The organism is Pectobacterium atrosepticum, assembly GCF_000740965.1.
GTDB lineage: Bacteria > Pseudomonadota > Gammaproteobacteria > Enterobacterales > Enterobacteriaceae > Pectobacterium > Pectobacterium atrosepticum.
This window is the reverse complement of sequence record NZ_CP009125.1, coordinates 986,696-1,007,301: the sequence shown is the minus strand read 5'-3', so window position 1 is coordinate 1,007,301 and position 20,606 is coordinate 986,696. Positions and strand designations below refer to the sequence as shown.

The following is a 20,606-nucleotide window of genomic DNA, read 5'->3' as shown; positions in this document are numbered from 1 at the left end:
AACGGTTCCTTACTGCAATGTGAGAATTTGAGATTTCCCATTAACCAAAAAACGCGCCTGATTTCCGTCAATACTGGCTAACGTCCAGCCATTAACAGACTCACCAGGCGTTAGCATTCGTAGATCTGACCAGCGATTACCTGCTGAATGGGGGATAATGACGGCATATTGCTGCCCTCCCCGATGTTCAATACTGGTTAATGCAAAAGGGGCAGGTACGGGTTTAGTCACCCGTTGAGACTTTTTTGCAGGGGTAGCCTTCTGAGGCGCTAACTTTTCAAATCTGTTTTGCCAGTCAGAGGCTAAAGAGGAAATACGTTTATCATGCGCATCTGCTGTTCCCTGGAGACCATTAATTCGCTGTTCAAGGAGTACCAGGCGTTCAGGTATAGCTGATTGCCCTTCCGCGTTTTTAATGTACTGATTCAGCTTTTCATCCAGTGTGCGAGCCAGACTCTGCTGAGACTGGCGGAACGTATCGAACTCCTGCACAGTGATAAATTCACTTCGAAGCTCGCCAACTTTAATTTTCAATTCTTGTATCTCTGTCGGCAGTTGCTGAAGCTGACCATGCCGAAATGCGGCATCCAGCGAGTCCAACTGGACACTCTGCTGTTGGACGATTAGAAACAGCACGACAGAAACGGCTAACGGAACAAAAAATAAAACAACAAGCAGGCTTTTAAAGAGCCATGACAGCCGCGAAGATTGGTTACCTTTATCGGTAGACTCCCCTCGTTCGAAGAGCCCCATACGTCGTGCAGCAACATCAGCGGAGGAAGTCTTTGCGTAATGTGCATCGACCTCTTCAGCGAATGGATCGGCTTCTTGAGCTTCAGATAAAGGGGGAAGTACGGTGTCTGTAACGGAGGACTCAGTTGTCATGCCTCAAATCCTTGCCTTTGGTTAACGGTTTTCACCATTACTTTGCAAAAACCGGGCACAAGAGACGACAAACAACTGAATATTGAGATTGGGAAATTTAAACTAAGGCTTGCAGGAGGCGACCGTTGAGAATGTCGCTTTTATCTCAGACAACGGGGGCATATTGGGATTGGCTTCTTTATATATTCCGCTATCAAACCACTCATCTGACTCACCTATCGCTATGGGTTTATCAGACCACCATGGCTTAAAATGCCCGCTGATCAGCTTCAGAGCGATACGTTCTGGTGTTGTGGCGGTAATTTGCCAGCAACCCTCTCCTTCACCTTCAGCGGCTCCAGACAAAAATTGGTTTGAGCCTTCATCCCAGCGTTGTGTCTGACGAACAAAATCACCGACGTGCCAGTTTACATCAGCGTTGGCTGGAAATTGGGAAGTCAGTAAAATCGAGCCGATCACAAGAGGTGTTTTGAGCATCCAGGCTATCCTTATCTACACTGAAAATATCGACAAATTGTAACGCATGAAGCTGAAGCTTTTTAGTGCCAATTTACCCAGATTTAAGACTATTGAGTTACCTTCCAATTTTCTCTACTGATGTCCCATTTACTGCCTGGTGCAGCCGAGCATCTTTACCTGAGTGATAGCCGGCGTGATATGCATCATCATCACCACGACAACTTTTCGCTTCCCGGTTTTCCAATTTGCCAAACCCCTCGGAAATTTGCTTGTAATACAGAGACATTAGCTGTCGCTCTTCTGGTTCAACAGCAAACCGGCTGATAGTATTCCAGGCGCCACTTACCCAACCTGCACAAAATTGATCTGCGCGATTGGTTTTAGTACTGCGTTTGATGCGTTTGTTTTGTGAGGCAATAAACTCACTACGGGCTTTAACTAACTGGACACTCAATACATCGAACCCATATGCAGCAATCTGCGGTCGTTCTGTCGGACCGTAGAATGCAACAGAACGTCGATGGTTCCGCGTCCAGGTGTAATAACAATACACACCAAATGCATAACACAGCATATTGGCCAAACTGACCACGTATTCAGGGAGTTTGTTCGCATCAGACGGGCAATACTCACTCTGAAATTCCTTAATCGACTTCAGATCGATGTCCAACTCGCTCAGGCCAAATTTATGCATTAGGTTTTGAGCCTGGCTAATAGCATTAGCCGCTTCATGCTCATTCGTACTACGTTTTGCTAAATGGAGGAGTTTTTGAATTTTCTCTATGTATTTATCTTCTTCGCTATTCATTTTTATTACTCAACACTAGTTATAGTGATAACTAATTTTAATTGGGTTTTTTTCGCATCAAAAAACCGATAGTAATGGCCAGCACACCAAGCCAGAACAAGCAGTTAATAAGAATTTCAACAATAGAATCCAAACCTTTTATTAAATAAAAATCATTCTCGGAATGATTAAAAAACAAAGATATAACAAAATAAAATGCAATAATCACCATGCCAAGATAAAATGCATTTTGCTCAAAAAATCTCCCTAATCTGATATGGAAACGCCGACCCCCACCGTTTTCGATCCAGAAATAAATAGCAGCAGTAATAATACTAAGTAGTATGATGCCTATCATTCACTTCGTTCCTGTACTCTCTGTGATTTTTAATGCTGTTCCCATACAGATACATATGGAGTTCATTCAATCATTGTGTTTTTTAATTGCAACGACAAACGGTACATCAGGTGTGCCGAGAGAATTTGAATGTTCTATAACAAAACCGATTTCGTGGACTTTATCACAATCGCTATAGCCGAGTTCATACTCCTCATCCTCTGGCAAAACCTCAAATACTGAGCGTGCAAGCCCCTCTTGTTCGGCATTCATAGCGCGGTAACACTGATTCTCATGGGCAACTAAAGAACCACTGGAATGGCGCAGAAAAACTATGTCAGAGCCAAATTGACCAACGCCCTTACGCACCTGGACACAATATCCGACATGCATATCATCCCCCTGAAAATTAGGACCGGTCACAACGAATTGGCCTTGTTCCAATTTACTGGAAGGCCTAATCATTCGTTGAAAACTGTTAAGTATAATAATGCGAGCCAGAACGTGTTCTTTTGTCATTTCAGCGATGTCGCTCATCAATTACTCTCCCCAATCTGTTATCGATAGATAAGGGGCTATTTGCAAATAGCCCCTTATTCAGCATCAGAATGTAAACGTCAGTTGCGCGACTGCACCATACGTTCTGTCTGTTCCTGCCATGCCGGTGATATCAAGATGCACAACATCAAACGGGGACAAGCCAATGCCAGCAGTGAAATAAGAGTTATCGCTGTCATGAATATCAGTACGATAGCCTGCCCGCAGTTGCGCCCATTTCCAGGCATTCAACTCGCCACCTACACTAACGAATTGGCTATCTTTGTCGGAGTTAAAACGGCTAGCAGGAGTCAGATCGACATCGAGAGCTGTAGTAAAGAAACCGTTGCTGTATGCGGTTCCCAGCGTTGCCTGAGGCTTAATTTTGAACGTATCTTTGACGCCGTTGACTTCTTTCGTCTCGATACTGCGAGCAACCAGGTTCTGACCGACAAGACCAACAATCCAGTTATCACTCAGGTTGGTTGCAAAACCCACATCTACGTTGGCGCCCGTTTTATCGTTACGATAATCGCTACTACGGAAATCCGAACTGTCGTAGTTATTGATCGCAACGTTGTAATTGAATGTATAGACGCGCTGCACTTTCGGTGTAATGCCTGCTGAGAATGCGAACCCACCGACGTTGAATTCACGTGCCATCGCAACGCCTACGTCTGCAACGACAGCTGCACGGCCATTAGCAGATGACGTTAATGAACTCAGGTCAGAGCCGTTGGCTGTACCGTTTGACACCCCATCAAGCCATTGGAGGTCGCTATCTGTCACATTGGTCTTGACTGTAGCTGTTCCCCATCCCTTTGCAACAACTGCAAATGGCAGAACGCTGTTAGGAACTGCCGCGACCGTTGACGCGCCGGCATGCGCTTTCGCATGACTACCAGACAAGTCTTGCAGTGATGCGCGTAATTTGGCAGCCGACAGGCTGGTATCCCCCCCTGCGTTGACAGCACGTTCAAACGATTTCCAGTCGTTGTCGATACGATCGACACCATCCTGCAGATTATCCGGATCGGAGACCTGAGCACCCACGGCAGGTAAAATCAGGCTGAAATCATCAGATTTATCGAATTTTGTCAGCAATGCAGGGTTAACCAACGCCGCTGCACTGTAGTGTGAAGACGCAACTCCCGTTCCACCCATCGCGTCGTTACGAGCTTCAGTCCATGTTCCTGCAGCGTTAGCTGAAGCAGCAACTGCACTGATCCCCGCAATAATAAAACTGCGTGTGATTAATGAAGGTTTCATTCGTTATTTCCTATATATTAAATAAAAGTATTTATGATTATGTTTTTTAATATTCCCTGGCGCTGGCACAACATTCACTTATTATTTTTTAACAAAAGGTTCCCTGATGCTGGCACATCATTAATTATTAAAATATTTTATAAACTAACCCACTCGCCAATCTTGATGCTTTTGATATTCAACTTGATATTTATCAACAATCATAACTGGAAATACGGAACCAAAAGTCAAGGATTCCACTTGTCTCTGCGAATAAGTTAGATACCTAGTACTTTTTGTTTTTTCTCCGGGCCGACAATCAACCTCCCATTCTTTCAAGACACGATAAACCTTAATGATTGGGATCCTAATGATGCCCTGAATATCTTTCCATTCTTTTGTAAAAGCTAAAGTTACTTCATAGTTACCCACCGCACGAAAATAGGCCACCTCAATGTCATCACTCAAAACATCATGATTCAAAAAGTCATTGTCAAAAAAGTAGTTATTCGACATCGGATAGTTTTTTTCACAAAGCAGCCATTGCACATCGATTTCAAACCATAAAGCCAACTGATGTAGCACCTGGGGATTCAACAAATCCAGTGTTCGCTCAGCACTGGATAATGCCCCCTGGCTAATACCAAATGGTGCTAATAGTTGAGCTTGCTGCAGAGCACTTAACCCGAATGCATCCATTAACAAACAAAAACGCTCATAAACTCCCATCATTTTATCAGCCGTTGATGTTCGGGCTTCAGAAAGCACCCCCTCGAGAATAATGCCGTAGAGTGTTGACTTAGAGACCCCCATACGTTCAGCATGCATATCAAGAAACGCTCTGCTTTCAGGCTTGATTCTTACCGAAAACTGGCTATTACTACCATCATATTTACCATCATCTTCAGGGAATGCCTTCTCACCTGAACGCAACAGTGCAATTAACGCAGTATATGTAGGATTCATTCACTACGACTCCACGTAAAAATCATTTCAATGTAATTGAGTAATTCGCTTTAATGTACAAACGAGATTAAACAACATAATTAATCGTGTACAACAAAATAAATCGATCGGTTCGATCTAATGTATCGATCACATTAAAGTAATGTACTTATTCAATCCACGGTAAATTAACCATCCCAACTAAAAGTTATCGCGCCATAACTACAATCATTACCCCTCTATGAGGGATCGTTACCAGTCGCCATTCTTGTAAAAATGTCTGGCATATAATCCCTACCCGCTCCACTCTTGATAACGCCACAGTCGATACTCGGTAACGGCGACCACACTTAGATAAGACATTCTCAGCTAACTGCACCTGAGAGGTTCTCATCAAATGAGAGCGAAAAATGACTGATTCTCTTTTGTTTTGAAGAGCCGCGTCTAATGTAGAGACGAATGCAGTATTAAATTTTTTCAACTGATTTTTGTTGAGGTGCCCAATTCTAGAAAACAATGAAACATGAACCACTGCATACCGTCTTCTCCTATGCTTCATATATGAGACAGAAAATCCTTTGAATGGCACAAGCAGACATATAAAAAAGTAAATGGGGCAGTACAGAACAATAAATACGACAAACAAAAATACAAAAATCATAAGTGGCCACATGGGGGAATAAGTACCCAAAGCATGCAAACTGCTTAAAGAAATGGCGATATTTAACTCAATATCGCCTCTTCAGATTTAGAGTGGGTTGATCAGTATGCGTTCACTCATATTGACAGATATATGACCAGGAGGAGGGAGCCTTTCGCCATTCTTTGCAGCTATCGCTTGAAATCTGAGTAATTCAACAGATGCTACTCTTAACGCATCATCATATGTTGGGGCGGTTACCGCCAAATCATCAAAATCAGAAAATGTCATTGTTACCCTCCCACTATCATGAACTTCGATATCCGCTGGGTACGGTATGAAAATCGAAATTAGTTTCTGTGCCTGTTTCTTACGTGCATCGAGTTTACCGACAAGATGAGTCGCCCTGAGATGAGTATACCGTTTTAGCATATTCATGGATTTATGCCCTGATATTGCTGCGATTTCCATAACGTTCAACGTGTCCAACTCGAACAAGCGACTGATAGCTTCATGCCTAAGATCGTGAAAATGGAGATTTTCAATAGACATGGACTGCAATGCAATACGCCACGCGCTTTTAAAACCGCTTGAAGTATAGGAAAAAACACTCCCGCATTCGTGCCGAACAAGCTCACTAATATCTTTCAGTACCTCGCGTGCTTTCGAAGACAATGGTACATCACGTGCAGAGCCGTTTTTCGTTAATGGCAGGTGAGCAATACCGAGTCGAAGGTCTATATGCTCCCAACGTAATGACAATATCTCGCCCTGCCTCATTGCAGTCTCAACAGCCAAACGAAATATTGCCAATAATTCAGGGTTTTTACCTTTAAAATAACGCATTATTTTCCGTTCTTCCTGAGAAGCTAACCTGCGCGTCCTCCCCGAAGAAACCGTTGGTTTTCTTACATTCTCAACGGGATTAGTTGTACATGTTCCCCATTCAACTTTAGCCAAATTATACAATGCCGAGAGCAACGCCATTTCAAGACGAACGGTATTGCCGCTGATAGCTTTTTTTGTTCGAGGATTAATCTGGGCCAGCCTATCATCCCTGTAGCTAGCAATATCGACTGATGAGACCTCATCCATGTACCTGTCAGCAAGCGATGACCTTTTGATAACATTTATTCGATAAAACTCCTGTAACTGACCTCTTTTATGCCGCGACACGGCAGAAAAATACTTATCCAGCGCCTTACTTAGCAGTATCTTTTTTATACGTTTTTTCATCAGAAATGTCCGTCCCTAAATTTAAAGGGAAAGACAATACCGCAGTTTGCCTAATTGCCAATCCGGTGCGTGGACTGGCATAAAAATAACGGACAAAACAATCGTGGTCGGAAACACAACTTGTTCTTCGACTACCAGGTCAGTTGCCACTTGTCCAACGGGAAAAACAGTCGGTGCCGGAGGATGGATATTAGGTTGGTATGGTCAGGGGAAGAACTCTCCAGATAGCTCCTATCCTTTAAATACAACACAATGGGTGACGAACTCTAATGGCGACAATAACTGTTTTCAGTCAGTTGTAATGTGTGAATAATCAGTTTGCCAAGTAAGTATCGCGCCAGTACTATCATGGCCTATCAGGCCAGTTGTATCGCTGATAGATGCCAGTCCCAGCGTCACCGCATCACAGGAATCGCCGGAAACAACAACGGTCTTTTGGTACAAAAATTGGTCAGCGACAACCAACTTACCAGCACTGACATCATCGGCAGCACTAACGCTTTTTTCTGAAGTAATGTCTCCTTCGACATTCAAGCCAGCGTTCTTCAGCTCGACTTTCTGTTTATCGTTATTCCATTTCAGCCAGGCTTGAATATCGTTCCCATTACGCCAGCCAAAAAAACCATTACTCTCCAATGCCACAAATCTCGCAGCATTCACCTCATTCGCATTTACCTGTTCAGCATTATTGATGTTATTACTATTCATATCGATAGCGGTGTTCATCTGGTTATATTCCGGATGAGCATCACTACTGAAGCGATAAAGGCGATCGCTTTCTTTATCCAAACCACCAACCAGGCCGCCATTGATGGCCACTGCAATATGTCCAGGTTCTGCAGTTAACCCAAACGGGGTGACGGGAAGGGACCAGGATAATTCGGCGCCATACGCCGTACTCGCCTGTCCACCCAACTCAGTCAGGCTTGGATCGCTGATAAAACCGCCCATCCCATCGATGAGCTGAGCAACTCGACGAATACCACCTTCGTCCAACGCTTCGCCACCCGCGGTGACCATCAACGCTTCCAGTGCCGGTTTTGTTGAACCATTCACCATCCGCGCTCTCACCCCGAAACGATAGGTCTGCCTGTCCATCGTTGTTGTGCCCATACCTTCATCAAGGTATCCCGCATCAATCAATGTCTGAGCAGTGAACGGCTGCGGTAATGGTGTGGATATCCCCGCCGTACAGGTGGCAGGGGCCAACTGACATAAATAGGCATCATGTTTATCAGACACATACTTCCCAGCAGCCTGGGATACTTTACTGGCATGACGGGCAACGGTCTGGTAATGCAACTCTGTCACATAATTGCTGATCACCTGCGTGACCAGGCCAATCAACGCAATAAAAACCATCACACCGATGATTGAATCTTTGATTAAGCTACCGCGAGCAGGCTGACGCAATATGCCGCGTCGCAATTGCCCCTGTAATGACGTGATTATCGAAAACATAAGGCCACCTCTATCAGTGCCAGAGCGTAAACATAAAGCGATCCATTAATCGCTGGATATCCGTCGTGAAGGGAATAATTAGAGCACCACATCCGGCAATCCAGGGGCCAAGCGGCGTATGATCACGCGCAGTCAGTTGCATCGTCAGCGCACCGGCAGTCAGGGACATAAACAGGATCACGCTTCCAGCGACCCCTGCCCAGGCACTCAAAACCAGCCACAGCATGATGTCTCCCCGTCCGGGTAGAAGGGGGGCCAGCGACGGTCGAATAACAACAGTGATGAGCGTTGCTACCACGACCATGGCAGACATCAACATCACCGGTTGAATGATGTAGGCCGGCAACGGTGAATAATACAGAGAGAAAAAAAACAGCGGCACGGTATAGCTGTCCGGTAACCATTCTCGTTCCACGTCAGCTACTGCACACGCAAGCAGCCCAGCCAGCATCAGTAGAGGAAAGGGATTGGCACCATGAACATAGAGTGATGCCAGACTGACCAACCAGAATGGGATAACGATAAACAACAGAGTCATCCCATTCAGTACCGGCGCGGGCGGTAGTGCCAAAAAACGAGCAAACCAGCGCACATGCTGACATGCCAGCCAAGCGACTATGGCTAATCCAACAAAGAGCAAAGGGGCCAAAGAAAGAAATAGCGTCAGCGTCATTTCAGTACAATACCCCGACGTTCACGCAACAGCCGTTCGTAGCGTTTCCAGATGATGTCAGCATAATTTTCACGAAGTCGATGACGCTTATCACCGAACCCGGCGTTATAGCTCCCTAAACAGTTCCAGGTTATGCCGCAGACCTGAAAATGGGATGCCAACAATCGGGTACCAATCTGAATATTCAGGCACGGCTTATCCAGAAGATCCTGCTCTGTCGAGATAATGCCTTCTCGAATCAGCTTCGGGATATTGCCTGAGTTCACCATCATCAGACCGTAATCCGCACTGCCATCCGAGTTACTCCGATTAACAGCGTGCGGATTAAAGCTACTTTCCTGTTCCATCACCGCTTCAATCAGCAATGTGTCGATGAAATATTTCACACTCGCAGCATTAATGCAGGCCACCCAGGGTTGCACCGTATATTTTGCCGGGGATTTTCCCTGAGCAACGCTGTTGCCCGGGAAATAAGCCAGCAAGATAGCCGTGATAAGCAGCAACATATTGGCCATGATTAATTAACGAGACGTGGTAATAATGACGGTTTTATCGCCACCATCGCATTGCGTACCGATCATCGTCGCTGCCGTTGATGTGCCTGTGGTGACATTGGCCGTCACCATCGCTGTGCTGCCAATAGTGACAGAATAGATAGACTCCCCGGCGTTCAGGAACATCTGCGATAGATCGCCACACCCTCCTTCAGACACACCCGTTAATGTCAGCGAAACCGAGTTATTAAATGCCGAGCCGTTTGTCCTGGCAGGAGCCAGAGAATACGTTCCGCCGTAGCGGTTGTAATAAATATCACCCGTGCGATCGACCGATGTAGGAATACCATTAACTGCACGTAACGTTGCCATTGACGCCCCGGTATACCCCGCCCTGCTCTTCAGCTTGCGAGACTGCTCCAGCATTGTGGTCACTTCCGTTTGGGTCGCACTATTCTGATACAACCCCCATAAATAAGAACCCAGTTGAAAGACAAGAATAACGACAGCAGCAGCGACCACTAACGCGATAATGGCATCTTTCAAATTGCCGCCCCGTGCAGGGCGATAGTGGGCGATGAGCCACGGTGCAATGCCGCGTTTGCGGCGAGTTGTAGCCAGAGACGTTTCCATTCAATAACCTCTTGAGAATAATTAGTATTAAAAAAACGGGATGTCGTAATACAGGTCAGAACCCCTGAGAACTTAATGTCATCGTCAGCCCCACTACGGCAAACATGACGTAAATCAGAAAAGCACCAATGATGCCGCCCAGACCAAAGGTCAGCCAGTTACTCAGTGACCGGATCCGCTCTAGTGCAACGGGCATCTGCTCCTGCCCCCAGTCATTGAGTACATCGGCAATATCGCGACTGGCACCTGCACGACTGAGAAAAATGGCACTTTCTCTGGACGGAAAGTTATAGCCACTCTCATAGAGTGCCGACCCCAAATTGCGACCGCTGCGCACACGAAAAGCTGCCGCATCGAGGCGTGCGACCAGCCACGGTGAAGCATGCTTGCTAAGCGTATTCAGGACTTCCAGTGAGAGCATGCCCGCTTTCAGCAATGAGCCGGCGCTGAGCATAAATAGCGCGCCTTGCAGTGTGGCGTAGATTGACCAGGGCGGAATGAATTCGAAAAAATGGCGACGGATAACCCCCCCACGCTTCGGAAGATTGCGAATAATGCTGAAAGTGATAATGCCGATGACAAAACATAGAACGGCCCCGTGCTCCTGCATCCCACGACTGACGCTATTCAATATGATGATATGTAACGTCCAGCGCTCCTCGGGGATCAGCTTGGACATTGCGGGCAACAGATGTTGCGATACGCCGTAGAGGATCCCTGGTATAGAGCACATGACCAATCCCATTTGGCCTAATGCTGGAACCATGGCACTGCGTATTTGCTGAATATATTTCAGCAAACTAATGGATTGGGCCAACGATTCAGACATATTGCCCGAGGCATTCCCCACCCGAAAAAGCACCGCCTCCAGTGGTGAACACCATGCCGCCAGAACGTCTTCTGGTGTGGCTATCTGATCACGTGGGCCAGGTAAGTTCATCTCAGCAAACGTACGTTTGCTGACCGCATCACTCAGTTGCTGGCAAAGCAGGCTGCCGCGATTACGCCGCTTCCCGTTATCACTGTAAATATCCCGCATGATGTCGAAAACTTCTGCCTGCGGCATACCCATACGCCAGAATGTACGCACCATCTGCCAAAACTTAATTCGTTCTGTCAGCCAAAACGTCCGGCGCATCATTGGTGCCCAGGTCACGGATAAAAACAGCAAAACCGCTAAAACCAGCAACAAACAGAAGATAGCTATCAGCAATGTCACCATGGCTAAGCGCACTCCATAAAGTCGCGATCTTCATCCGGATCTAGGTGCTCTGTGGCCATCACCAGATCAGTTTGGCCAGCCAGCAGCAGCCGCCGTAAATGCTGTCCACGGCTAAATCCGCCTGCCTGAATCCAGCGCCGACGAGCCACAAAACTCCCCTCATCCAGCCAGCTTTTCATGATGTGACGATCGGGGCGTACGATTTCTGCAACCAGGGTTCGCCCACCGATCCCCTGGTTAATCGCGGTTCCCAGCAATTGCTTCGTACAATGTTCACAGCCGTCGGGATTACGAAACCGTAACTGACTAAGCTCATCCGCATTAAACATGCGCCTGGCCAGCGTCTGATGCGGGAGAGGGATCATCTGTAGTTCAAGAGCTTCAGACCACGGTAATGAGCAGGACGGACAAATCGTATTCACCAGCGTCTGGGCAATCAACCCCCGAAAATAGGTCGGATTCGCCAGCTCACGTGCATCAATCCCCCAGTTACGCATACGGGTCAATGCATCCAGCGGATAGGTACAGTGGAGCCCAAACCAGCCGGGATGACCGCTGATAGACGTTTCCAGAGCGGCGTACGCTGACGCATAATCACGAGCCTCTCCAGTATAAATTCCATCCGGATCAAGACGCAGGGACATCACAACACTACCCGCCCAGGCTTCCCCCGCCTGATGCAGACTGAGGTTGTCAGTGTTTACAGCACACTGCACTGCGCCAAAAATCAGTCCCTCTATCGGCGCTTCCTGGGTCTGGAGGCTGACCTGCCCGTTATTTCTGGCCAGCCATCGACCAGCGAGGACCCTCTGCGTTGTCGATTTACCGGAGCCAGTAGTCCCGCACAGGCCAATCAACCCCTGTGATGTCAATTCAATTTCTTCCAGCGCCGCTTCATGCTCCGGCTGATAGCCTAAGCTTTGCAGCGTTCTGATACGTCCGCGATCGTCTTCAATTAGGCGCATCACCGCAAAAACGCCACCGTCATCGGTTGGGCGATGGCTGTAGCGCGCAGCATACAGGTTCATGTCTGCCAGAAACTCCGGTTTGACGCGCCCATCCTGAGCAACCCGCGGGTTATATCCCTGAGATTTGGTGTCGCACATGCTTTCCATCATGGTCGACAACAATGTCCCGCCTTCTTCAAAATCCGGTTCACGGATGGTGTACAACAGCCCATTGATCCGGGTACGGATCCTGCTTCCCTGGCGACGGTCAAGGTGTACATGGATATCAGAGGCGCTCATCGATATGACGTCGCGAAACATCCGACGCACATCGCGCTGTGCCCCACTGATCCCCACTTCCACGTCATGCGTATTCGCCAGCCCCCCCTGACCGAGTTCGCTTTTCATCACAAACTCAGGCGGTAATGGCTTCAATCCGGCACGACGCAGCCCGGCAAACCAGCTGACGAACGTCGGTTCTTCACGAATTTCTCGGTTAACACGTACACTCACAGACTCGTTATCAAGACGCGTGAGTGCAATATCCTCGCGGTACTGCCCAGGCACGCGACAGGCTAAATCTGCATCGGCTGACTGGTGAACATCCATCTTCATTATTGTGCTACCCCCGTCTGGATTACCTGTCCGTTGCTAAGTTCAACACCACGTGACGTAATGCTTTTCACGCGATGTTCACTACCAGGCCAGGTATCTCCTGGCTGAAGTACGATACGGCGACCGTTAAACTCAGCAGCCGCGCGGAGTTTCCTGTTTTCACTCCATATCTCTTTCAAACGCGCGGCCGTAATAGCCAGGCTTACCCCAGCGCCTTTGTTCGCTGTACCCAGCCCAACACCAGATATGGCTGAAATATCGGGCCGATTCTTCAGCGTTTGTCCTTTCAGCCGGCTTTCCGCCAGGGCGTTCTGCGCATCCTGTTTCGCCTGCTGTGTTTTTATCAAATCAATTTCCAGCTCAACGGCTCTTAGCGTCTCGACGGTTGGCTCATCAGAAACAAGGACGCCTCCAGAAGGAACGGGACTGATTTCAGTCACATCAGAAGCCAATACCGATGCCGTAAACAGCAACGGAAATAGGGAAAAAACTTTCATCATGGTGCATTTCCTTCTGATGCAACGCTGCCCTGGGCCTGAGCACGACTGTATGCCGTACCATCCCATGACCAGGTCAGTGACCGCTCCCGCCCCTCAACCTTCAATCCGATGCGCGTCAAACGGAGTCCCACGGCAGATAATCCTGCAAGCTGGAATGAGGGGGCTAAACGAGAGGTATGAGAAAAAGCAAATGTGCTCCAGTCCTGGATCCATACAACCTGATCATCCAGCGGGGTTGATGTTGGAGGAACACTCTGAAGTGAGGGTTGGATACCCCGAGACTGAAAGAAGCTCAGCAACCGCCGACGCAGTGGTTCGCTGTCAATCACGCGATCGTCACCACCGCCCGGAAGCGCGGGATAGGAAAATGCAATCTGCGCGGTATCCCCGCTCTCATCGATAAAAACAGCCGGAGAGCCAGGAAGATACTGCACAGCCTGGATCAGACGGTTGACCGTCGCCAATCGGCTGTCTTTTTCCCGTACCCATGTCGTCATGACACCATCTGCCCGGCAGTCGGCAGAGGACAACGGCCAAAAACCCAATTTCAGGGGAAGTGCGTCCAACTTACGTTCGCAGACCGTTAGCAACGCCTGAGCCGATGGCTGCATCGCCCACGGATGGGGCAAAACACGTTTTTCTTTTTGAGAAAACTCGCTATCCCCTACTGCCATAGCGGCCAGCTTTGCTTTTGCCGCCTCGGCCTGACGGGCAGACCAGTTCTGCCAGTACTGCACACCCCACATCCCCGCAATGCCGACCACAAGCAGCACCGGCACGCTAATCAATAAGGTCCGCCGCATTCTGGCAGGACACGTCAGTCGATAACGCGCAGGCCAGTCGCGACGTCGCGACGGCAGGATATCAGCAGGTACCGCCGGTGCCTCAGGTGTGGAGGCGACATTCCATCCCGTATCTGGTATTGGAGTGAGCGCAATAAATTCACTGGTGATAGCGAGCATATCGTCGCGCGTACCGCAGATGTCGCCGTTAAGTGCCGGAATGCCACTGATGGTCGCTAAAAAAACGAATTCGTCGTCACCGAGCTGGACAACACCATACCCATTCTCCCCTGTCCAACTCGTCGCCAGTGCGGCAAGTGACCACAACCGCCCAGGCCTCCATGGGCAAGCGCCCGTGACCGCTGGCGCACCAGAATGAATATCGGCCCCTTTATTGAGCCCGCGCATGGGGTTTAGCTTCAGAGATAACACATCGCGTCCAAATCGCCGGGAAGCCTTTTCAGACATCGGTTCCCAGCGTAATCCCGCAATTAACCCACCATTTTCATGAGGTACAGTAATCACGTTATCGTCCTCACATCAGCACGGGCGTAACAGCGATAATCAGCGTAACGTCATCCGTCTCACTGGATTTACCACCGCCGGCGACAGTGACGTCAGGATCAAATGCCCCTTCGCGAGAGGCAGTCAGATTACGGGAGTTATAGCCACTGACGATCAAGGTCTGACCTGGTTTCAGGTTAACCCGCTCACTTAAGCTACGTACGGTGGTATACGGCATCTCCATTTTAGTTCTGCCGTCTTCAGACGATTCACGGCGTAATTGTGCCGGATCGGAGTGGCTGAAGTTAAATTGCAGTTGAATATCCCCTTCATCGCGAATATCCGGTAACAGCGTCATTTGCGTCCCTGTAGTGATACTTCCTGGCTCCATATCGGTTGTGGCATAGTTCTCAGATACCGTTGTCTTCTGGTTTCTCAGGTAAACCATTTGTCCTGCGATCTGAAACGGTGCGGGGACCAGATTGGTGGTCGTCGCCTCATGCGCCATCACAACAGACACCTTGCCTTGCGTCTCTAGCGCTCGGAATAACGCCGTTGTTCCTGCAAATTTCCCATCAACAACATTGATACCCGCAGATGAAACAGCGGTAGTTGCCGTTGGCGTACCCGCCAACGTTAAGCCAAAGCGATCGAGACGCTTACCCACGACAGACCAGTCCAGTGATGTCTGGCTGGAGCCCTTACGCTGAACCGAATAGACGCTCACCATCAACTTGACCATCCGATTCATACGCACATTCAGGCTGTCGATATAACTCTCGACTCTATCCAATACCTGGGGAACATCTGTCACAACCAGTTCGCCCGTTGAACCAGACAGATGCCAGCTTCCGGATGAGCTGACCATCGATTTGATGGACTGACCGATATCATTATGAATTTTGCTTTCCAGCTTGACGCTCGTGCTTTGTCCGGAATTTTGGCTGCCACTGACCGAGCTGCTATCACCACCGGCTGTCGAACTGCTGGTTCCCGTTAAGTTAGAGTTCATCGCCGTTTCGGCATTGAGAACCTTGAGACGGTAAGTTCGCGTATCCAGGTAATACAGCACCACCTGACTGTTTTCGAATTTCCAGTTAAGTCCCAAGCGAGAGGTAATCTGATCCAACGCCCCGCCTAGCGGCTCCCCTTCCCAACTAATATCCGTAATCAGCCCTGCACCGATATTCGGTGAAAATGATTGAGTAGACGTTACGCCGCCAATACTACCAAGTGCGGGACGCCCACCTTCATCTGGACGAGGAAGCGCCCCCTGGATAGCGCGAGTCGCCCCTACGCCTCCCTGTGATGCTGGACCGGACAGCGCGCTCATGGCATCAGGCGTTATCACGACAGGGAACCCACAACTGCGGGTAATACGCTGCCCTACTTCATACAAAGACAAGCTGCCATCAATAATCAATGTCAGGCTGCATGGCGGCAACTTAACCTGTTGCGCGCGAGCGCTGACACGAATAGGACGGGGATTAACCCAGGGCTCATCGACCCAGACCAGTGAAGGTGAGGAAGGCTGCTTGAGAGATAATCCATGCAACTGCTCAGCTGTCCGGATATCCCGCTCAGCTTGATCATCCGCATCACGAAATCCTTTGGTAGCACAACCATTCAGGACCGTAGAGACGAGCAATGCCAACGCAACGTTCCGGTAAGTAAAATGAGGAGTAAATTGTGACATCGTCCGTCTTCTCTTAGTTGATGTATACCAACGAGCCTTCCGTGACACTGGCAGGCAATGGAACTGACCAAGGGGCAGGGTCAACCAGAGTATTCACTCGGCCGTCGCTGATACGAGCCAGAAGCCGCGAGTCACGGGATAATTCACGTAACACCTTGGCCATAACCGGTTTTTCTTTTGCCCACACAACAACCCGTCCGTTATGTTCGGTACAGTAAATGTCTGGGTTATCTTCCAATCCAGGAATCGAAAGTAGATTTGAGGGGCGGTTCCCGGGACATAAAGACAAAACGTTTATCCCCTGAGCCTTCAACCTGCCAAGCGTGTTGGCCGTCTGCAGCATGTGGCGCGCAGTGGAGGTTTCGATGACCGAATCACTCAACGCGTCACCGGCAGAGCGAGCCCCTTGATACCCGCCGATCAGGACTAAAAACGCCATTAACACCAACATGCCCTGCATTACTTCTCTCCAGGTTTATCAGAGACAGCAACAACGCATTGGCTGCGATTAGCACGACCGTAGAGCGGCGTATCAACCTTTCCTGGGCCATACAAAAAGAAAATGCGCTCTAGTAGTGCATCAAAACTGCCATGGATGACTAAGCGAGCAGAAATGGGGTAGTCAACATTAACGGGCCAAACAACAGTCCATTTTCCGCCGTATGGACACTCAACAGTGGATGCCTGACGTGTCAAAAACTCACGTAATGTAATACCCGGTTCTGCTTTCCAGACCGGGATAATGACAGGGATGGGCTTAGGTTCCGAAGCCAAAGACGGAGAAACTACTGGCGTTGATACCACCGGAGAAACGGTTGCAGGGATCGTTTTAGACGGCGTCGAAAGCAGCTTTGTCGTTTCCTCTTTTTTCGGCGACTGCGCAACAGGAGCCGGTAGTAAGGCTGTAGTCGGTGCCAAGGTGGATTTTGCAGCCGGAGCTGGAATAACTGAAGATTTGACCGGTGATGGTTGCCCAGACAACGGGAGCATTTGGGCAGCAACAGAAGGCATCGGTATAACAGCAGAAGATACCGACGTGTTCGCAGATACAGGGGTCGTTGCACCCGCGACTAAAGGCTTACTGCCTGTCGCAACTGGCGACGGTGTCATCAACGTAGGAACAGGCAAGGGTTGACTGCCCGGTTTTAACATGCGCGTTGTCGTCTGCGCCCCTGAGCCCGTAAAGGGAGTTCCGGAAGTCTTCGGCGTCGTTGAAATGGCCGATTTAACAGGTGCGGTAGACAATGCAACGGAGGCGGCTGGCGCAAATGAACGGTATTCATCGCGAAGCACAAAACAGATCTCCCGATTCACATCATCGACACGCAGTCGCCATGCAGGACCGGCAACTATCTGCAACGCTTCACTGAGACGAACCGGGCCAATATTGCGTTGTACGCCTGGCAGCGGACGCCCAAGTAGTTCAGAAAACATTGATGAAGACGAAGGGCATAGCGAATAACCAGACTCTAACAACAAATACCGAAATCCATCCCCGACGCTACGCACCAGTTGCGGGGGCATCGTGATGTCGATCATTTGATTGAGTGGATCGCGTTGTGAATCCGCAGGGCGGGTGCTGACCAGAGTATAGCGATCATAGCGCACAACCTCAGGTGAACGATTTTGATAAATGTCGTTCACTCTGGGAGACACATTCTGACGGGAAACTGAAGACGTTGTTGTCTGTTGAGCACATCCAGCTACCAACATTGCTGCAGCAGAAAGGCATGCCAGCGTTGGCGTATTTCGAGGGTGCCGCAAAGGTCTTGTCATCAGTCTCCACCGTTTAAGAGTAATCTCAATCAGGTGGTTATTCTGCCGACAAGCCCAAACAGGACAACGCTAAACTAAAAACGAGCCCAGAAAAGAAAAACGCTGACCGAAGCCAGCGTTAGCTGCCCATTGCCACATGGGATGGTTAATTTGGCCAGAACTCGGCGTACAACACCTCTTCTACTGTCCAGATTTGTTCATCCGGCAAGTTTTCAAGCTGTGTTTCATCCGTAGCGATGGCAACTGCTTTAGACCAGATAACATCATACCAATCAGGGTCATTCAGCTTGGTTTTCAAACTGGGAGACTCTTTCAACGCATACGCAACATCTTTACGCTGCGCTTTGACCGTCTTTTCCCAGCTCGAACCACGACGTTCCGGTTGATATTTCCATTTCAGCAGGTGAGCAATCAAGACAGCCATGCGGCTTGCCAGCTCCCGTTGTTCGCTCTTACCCACGTCTGCAATCTCCTCCGCGATATTCTCGCAGTCGATCTCTGAAAACTTACCGGAGCGTAAAAGTTCCGCCTGTTCATTAGCCCAGGCGACGACATCAGTCTCGTATCGAATATGAGTAGTCATTTTACCCCCGAAGGATCACAGACAAAGTAAGTGTTTTACTAAGTCTGTCATGTAAAAAAGCACCAGTCAAAGACTGGTGCTAGTGTTTACGAAACGGCGTAGATTGCCTTGCGACATACGCCATAACCAAACCCAAGGAACGGGATATCATCGTCAAAATCCATCGGCGGTTCATTGCCTGCTGAACGTTGAGACTGAGGGGGACCACTCTGCGCCGGTGCAACTGGCTGCTGAGGTTTTCCCCATGCAGTACTGGCTGCACTTTGGTTGTTACTTCCAGCGTTAGGACGAGAGCCTAGCATCTGCAATGTGCCGCCAACGTTAACGACAACTTCAGTCGTATAGCGTTCTACCCCAGCCTGATCAGCCCATTTACGCGTTTGTAATGAACCTTCAATGTAAACCTGAGAGCCTTTGCGAAGATATTCGCCAGCGACTTCAGCGAGTTTCCCGAAAATCACCACACGGTGCCATTCGGTCTTCTCTTTCTGTTCACCACTTTGCTTATCCCGCCAGGTTTCAGAGGTCGCTAATGTCATGTTGGCAACTGCACCACCATTCGGCATATAGCGAATTTCAGGATCCTGACCGAGATGGCCAACTAAGATAACTTTGTTAACACCGCGTGAAGCCATAATTTGTCTCCTTTTACATTGAAAAACACCCCGCAAGCGAGGTGTTTATAATGAGTACCAGTTATCAGAATGAATTATTCGCATAGGATTTAGCCGCAGCGGTACCATTATTCTGAGGAGGCACGGAGTCAGATTTTTCAGCTTTATAGACCTGTTCTTGGCCTATCTTAATCCAGTCAACCTTAATCAATCGGGCCTTCTGGCTAACACGCTGTTCACCGGCATGGTCACCGGATTTTAATGTAAAAATCTCAGCAGAGAGATTGCTCAGTGTGAATCCGATAAGAACTTTCTGATCCTCATCTGACGCCTTTTGGCAGCGTGCGATCAGGTCAGTCGCCTCTTTACCAGCCACAGTGACATCAAAACGAACATAGTTCGCTTTATCTGCCGGACCACTTAAAGCATTAATGACACAACTCAGGAATTGTCCTGATGTGCCAGTAACGTGACGAATATTACTGACATATCCCAATCCATTAATCAGAAGATTAAAATATTCTGATTTACCAGTTTGAGAATTGTTTTGAGCTTGGTTGTTGTTATTTGCAGACATAATGTATTTCTCCATGGAATGTTAATTTATTCGACGAAAAATACATTCCCCTTGAGGGAATTGTATTTCCCGTCAAGGGTCAGGATCAGCTGTTATCCTGACTTGTCTGGTTAGTTAAGCGGAACCTTCATCACCACGCTCGTAGAGGCGTTTAAATTACCTGATGACATTTGCTCTCAAAGGATGGCAAATTTGCCGCGTTTCTTAATCACGCCCTTTTCCTTGCAGGCTTTGGAAAAGTGATTCAGTCACCCGAAGGCGATCTTCACAGACTGATAGATCATTGGTGGTCATCAGAGATGACGAGTAAGCACGGTCATTTTTAAATCACTGAGCAATATCGTCAAACCTAAATTGTTTACGCGTCAGTGAAAATAAAAACGGCACCCGAAATGGATGCCGTGGAGGAACAACAACAGTTTGTAAGAACGCCTGACCAATGCTACTGGTTCAGC

General features: G+C 48.6%; 22 protein-coding genes. All 22 read right to left on the bottom strand.

Features of this window, described 5'->3' with window-relative positions:
* Nucleotides 1–9: 9 nt before the first annotated feature.
* On the bottom strand, nucleotides 10–885 hold the full coding sequence (locus tag GZ59_RS22410) for a hypothetical protein (protein ID WP_011092172.1): 876 nt from the start codon (nucleotides 883–885) through the stop codon (nucleotides 10–12).
* A 102-nt stretch (nucleotides 886–987) separates the two neighbouring features.
* Nucleotides 988–1,362: a hypothetical protein gene (locus tag GZ59_RS04500; RefSeq protein ID WP_011092171.1), complete on the bottom strand. Its 375-nt coding sequence runs from the start codon at nucleotides 1,360–1,362 to the stop codon at nucleotides 988–990.
* 97 nt (nucleotides 1,363–1,459) lie between these two features.
* Nucleotides 1,460–2,152 carry a DUF2786 domain-containing protein gene (locus GZ59_RS04495; protein WP_011092170.1) on the bottom strand — a complete coding sequence of 231 codons (693 nt, stop codon included), beginning with the start codon at nucleotides 2,150–2,152 and terminating at the stop codon, nucleotides 1,460–1,462.
* Between the two features lie 37 nt (nucleotides 2,153–2,189).
* On the bottom strand, nucleotides 2,190–2,489 hold the full coding sequence (locus GZ59_RS04490; RefSeq protein ID WP_011092169.1) for a hypothetical protein: 300 nt from the start codon (nucleotides 2,487–2,489) through the stop codon (nucleotides 2,190–2,192).
* 66 nt (nucleotides 2,490–2,555) lie between these two features.
* Nucleotides 2,556–3,005, bottom strand: coding sequence for a hypothetical protein (locus GZ59_RS04485; protein WP_011092168.1), 450 nt, complete (start codon nucleotides 3,003–3,005; stop codon nucleotides 2,556–2,558).
* A 66-nt stretch (nucleotides 3,006–3,071) separates the two neighbouring features.
* Entirely contained in the window at nucleotides 3,072–4,274 is a 1,203-nt protein-coding gene (locus GZ59_RS04480; RefSeq protein WP_039290419.1) for a conjugal transfer protein TraF, read from the bottom strand.
* Between the two features lie 144 nt (nucleotides 4,275–4,418).
* Complete coding sequence (locus GZ59_RS04475) at nucleotides 4,419–5,219, bottom strand: hypothetical protein (protein WP_039290416.1); 801 nt, start codon at nucleotides 5,217–5,219, stop codon at nucleotides 4,419–4,421.
* A 727-nt stretch (nucleotides 5,220–5,946) separates the two neighbouring features.
* Complete coding sequence (locus GZ59_RS04470) at nucleotides 5,947–7,074, bottom strand: site-specific integrase (RefSeq protein WP_011092164.1); 1,128 nt, start codon at nucleotides 7,072–7,074, stop codon at nucleotides 5,947–5,949.
* A 288-nt stretch (nucleotides 7,075–7,362) separates the two neighbouring features.
* On the bottom strand, nucleotides 7,363–8,535 hold the full coding sequence (gene pilV, locus GZ59_RS04465) for a shufflon system plasmid conjugative transfer pilus tip adhesin PilV (RefSeq protein WP_230491465.1): 1,173 nt from the start codon (nucleotides 8,533–8,535) through the stop codon (nucleotides 7,363–7,365).
* A 13-nt stretch (nucleotides 8,536–8,548) separates the two neighbouring features.
* Entirely contained in the window at nucleotides 8,549–9,208 is a 660-nt protein-coding gene (locus GZ59_RS04460) for a prepilin peptidase (RefSeq protein ID WP_011092160.1), read from the bottom strand.
* Nucleotides 9,205–9,723, bottom strand: coding sequence for a lytic transglycosylase domain-containing protein (locus GZ59_RS04455; RefSeq protein ID WP_011092159.1), 519 nt, complete (start codon nucleotides 9,721–9,723; stop codon nucleotides 9,205–9,207). Before GZ59_RS04455 ends, GZ59_RS04460 begins: the two co-directional genes overlap by 4 nt.
* A gap of 6 nt (nucleotides 9,724–9,729) precedes the next feature.
* Nucleotides 9,730–10,335: a type 4 pilus major pilin gene (locus GZ59_RS04450; RefSeq protein ID WP_011092158.1), complete on the bottom strand. Its 606-nt coding sequence runs from the start codon at nucleotides 10,333–10,335 to the stop codon at nucleotides 9,730–9,732.
* A 55-nt stretch (nucleotides 10,336–10,390) separates the two neighbouring features.
* Nucleotides 10,391–11,557: a type II secretion system F family protein gene (locus GZ59_RS04445; protein ID WP_223250549.1), complete on the bottom strand. Its 1,167-nt coding sequence runs from the start codon at nucleotides 11,555–11,557 to the stop codon at nucleotides 10,391–10,393.
* A gap of 2 nt (nucleotides 11,558–11,559) precedes the next feature.
* On the bottom strand, nucleotides 11,560–13,119 hold the full coding sequence (locus GZ59_RS04440) for an ATPase, T2SS/T4P/T4SS family (protein ID WP_039290412.1): 1,560 nt from the start codon (nucleotides 13,117–13,119) through the stop codon (nucleotides 11,560–11,562).
* Nucleotides 13,119–13,619, bottom strand: a complete 501-nt coding sequence (pilP, locus tag GZ59_RS04435; RefSeq protein WP_103791577.1) for a type IV pilus biogenesis protein PilP — start codon at nucleotides 13,617–13,619, stop codon at nucleotides 13,119–13,121. The genes GZ59_RS04440 and pilP overlap by 1 nt, the downstream gene beginning before the upstream one ends.
* Entirely contained in the window at nucleotides 13,616–14,926 is a 1,311-nt protein-coding gene (gene pilO2 / locus GZ59_RS04430) for a type 4b pilus protein PilO2 (RefSeq protein WP_039290410.1), read from the bottom strand. The genes pilP and pilO2 overlap by 4 nt, the downstream gene beginning before the upstream one ends.
* Nucleotides 14,927–14,936: 10 nt before the next feature.
* The gene (pilN, locus tag GZ59_RS04425; RefSeq protein ID WP_039290406.1) at nucleotides 14,937–16,601 is read right to left on the bottom strand and encodes a PilN family type IVB pilus formation outer membrane protein; all 1,665 of its coding nucleotides are present in this window, start codon (nucleotides 16,599–16,601) and stop codon (nucleotides 14,937–14,939) included.
* A gap of 13 nt (nucleotides 16,602–16,614) precedes the next feature.
* The gene (locus GZ59_RS04420) at nucleotides 16,615–17,061 is read right to left on the bottom strand and encodes a type IV pilus biogenesis protein PilM (protein WP_039290403.1); all 447 of its coding nucleotides are present in this window, start codon (nucleotides 17,059–17,061) and stop codon (nucleotides 16,615–16,617) included.
* Nucleotides 17,061–18,377, bottom strand: a complete 1,317-nt coding sequence (gene pilL2 / locus GZ59_RS04415) for a PFGI-1 class ICE element type IV pilus protein PilL2 (protein WP_011092151.1) — start codon at nucleotides 18,375–18,377, stop codon at nucleotides 17,061–17,063. Before pilL2 ends, GZ59_RS04420 begins: the two co-directional genes overlap by 1 nt.
* Before the next feature lie 145 nt (nucleotides 18,378–18,522).
* A complete protein-coding gene (locus tag GZ59_RS04410; protein ID WP_011092150.1) occupies nucleotides 18,523–18,960 on the bottom strand; it encodes a DUF29 domain-containing protein in 438 nt (145 codons plus the stop codon).
* A gap of 86 nt (nucleotides 18,961–19,046) precedes the next feature.
* Complete coding sequence (locus GZ59_RS04405) at nucleotides 19,047–19,595, bottom strand: single-stranded DNA-binding protein (RefSeq protein WP_039290400.1); 549 nt, start codon at nucleotides 19,593–19,595, stop codon at nucleotides 19,047–19,049.
* A 64-nt stretch (nucleotides 19,596–19,659) separates the two neighbouring features.
* Nucleotides 19,660–20,151, bottom strand: coding sequence for an STY4534 family ICE replication protein (locus GZ59_RS04400; RefSeq protein ID WP_011092149.1), 492 nt, complete (start codon nucleotides 20,149–20,151; stop codon nucleotides 19,660–19,662).
* Nucleotides 20,152–20,606: the final 455 nt, after the last annotated feature.

Excerpts from the sequence above, each read along its gene's own strand:
- GZ59_RS04470 (WP_011092164.1), bottom strand. The coding sequence starts at position 7,074 with ATGAAAAAACGTATAAAAAAGATACTGCTAAGTAAGGCGCTGGATAAG.
- GZ59_RS04400 (WP_011092149.1), bottom strand. The coding sequence starts at position 20,151 with ATGTCTGCAAATAACAACAACCAAGCTCAAAACAATTCTCAAACTGGT.
- GZ59_RS04450 (WP_011092158.1), bottom strand. The coding sequence starts at position 10,335 with ATGGAAACGTCTCTGGCTACAACTCGCCGCAAACGCGGCATTGCACCG.
- GZ59_RS04440 (WP_039290412.1), bottom strand. The coding sequence starts at position 13,119 with ATGAAGATGGATGTTCACCAGTCAGCCGATGCAGATTTAGCCTGTCGC.
- GZ59_RS04405 (WP_039290400.1), bottom strand. The coding sequence starts at position 19,595 with ATGGCTTCACGCGGTGTTAACAAAGTTATCTTAGTTGGCCATCTCGGT.
- GZ59_RS04445 (WP_223250549.1), bottom strand. The coding sequence starts at position 11,557 with ATGGTGACATTGCTGATAGCTATCTTCTGTTTGTTGCTGGTTTTAGCG.
- pilP (WP_103791577.1), bottom strand. The coding sequence starts at position 13,619 with ATGATGAAAGTTTTTTCCCTATTTCCGTTGCTGTTTACGGCATCGGTA.
- GZ59_RS04455 (WP_011092159.1), bottom strand. The coding sequence starts at position 9,723 with ATGGCCAATATGTTGCTGCTTATCACGGCTATCTTGCTGGCTTATTTC.
- pilV (WP_230491465.1), bottom strand. The coding sequence starts at position 8,535 with ATGTTTTCGATAATCACGTCATTACAGGGGCAATTGCGACGCGGCATA.
- GZ59_RS04480 (WP_039290419.1), bottom strand. The coding sequence starts at position 4,274 with ATGAAACCTTCATTAATCACACGCAGTTTTATTATTGCGGGGATCAGT.
- GZ59_RS04495 (WP_011092170.1), bottom strand. The coding sequence starts at position 2,152 with ATGAATAGCGAAGAAGATAAATACATAGAGAAAATTCAAAAACTCCTC.
- GZ59_RS04500 (WP_011092171.1), bottom strand. The coding sequence starts at position 1,362 with ATGCTCAAAACACCTCTTGTGATCGGCTCGATTTTACTGACTTCCCAA.
- GZ59_RS04420 (WP_039290403.1), bottom strand. The coding sequence starts at position 17,061 with ATGCAGGGCATGTTGGTGTTAATGGCGTTTTTAGTCCTGATCGGCGGG.
- GZ59_RS04410 (WP_011092150.1), bottom strand. The coding sequence starts at position 18,960 with ATGACTACTCATATTCGATACGAGACTGATGTCGTCGCCTGGGCTAAT.
- GZ59_RS04485 (WP_011092168.1), bottom strand. The coding sequence starts at position 3,005 with ATGAGCGACATCGCTGAAATGACAAAAGAACACGTTCTGGCTCGCATT.
- GZ59_RS22410 (WP_011092172.1), bottom strand. The coding sequence starts at position 885 with ATGACAACTGAGTCCTCCGTTACAGACACCGTACTTCCCCCTTTATCT.
- pilN (WP_039290406.1), bottom strand. The coding sequence starts at position 16,601 with ATGTCACAATTTACTCCTCATTTTACTTACCGGAACGTTGCGTTGGCA.
- GZ59_RS04490 (WP_011092169.1), bottom strand. The coding sequence starts at position 2,489 with ATGATAGGCATCATACTACTTAGTATTATTACTGCTGCTATTTATTTC.
- GZ59_RS04475 (WP_039290416.1), bottom strand. The coding sequence starts at position 5,219 with ATGAATCCTACATATACTGCGTTAATTGCACTGTTGCGTTCAGGTGAG.
- GZ59_RS04460 (WP_011092160.1), bottom strand. The coding sequence starts at position 9,208 with ATGACGCTGACGCTATTTCTTTCTTTGGCCCCTTTGCTCTTTGTTGGA.
- pilL2 (WP_011092151.1), bottom strand. The coding sequence starts at position 18,377 with ATGACAAGACCTTTGCGGCACCCTCGAAATACGCCAACGCTGGCATGC.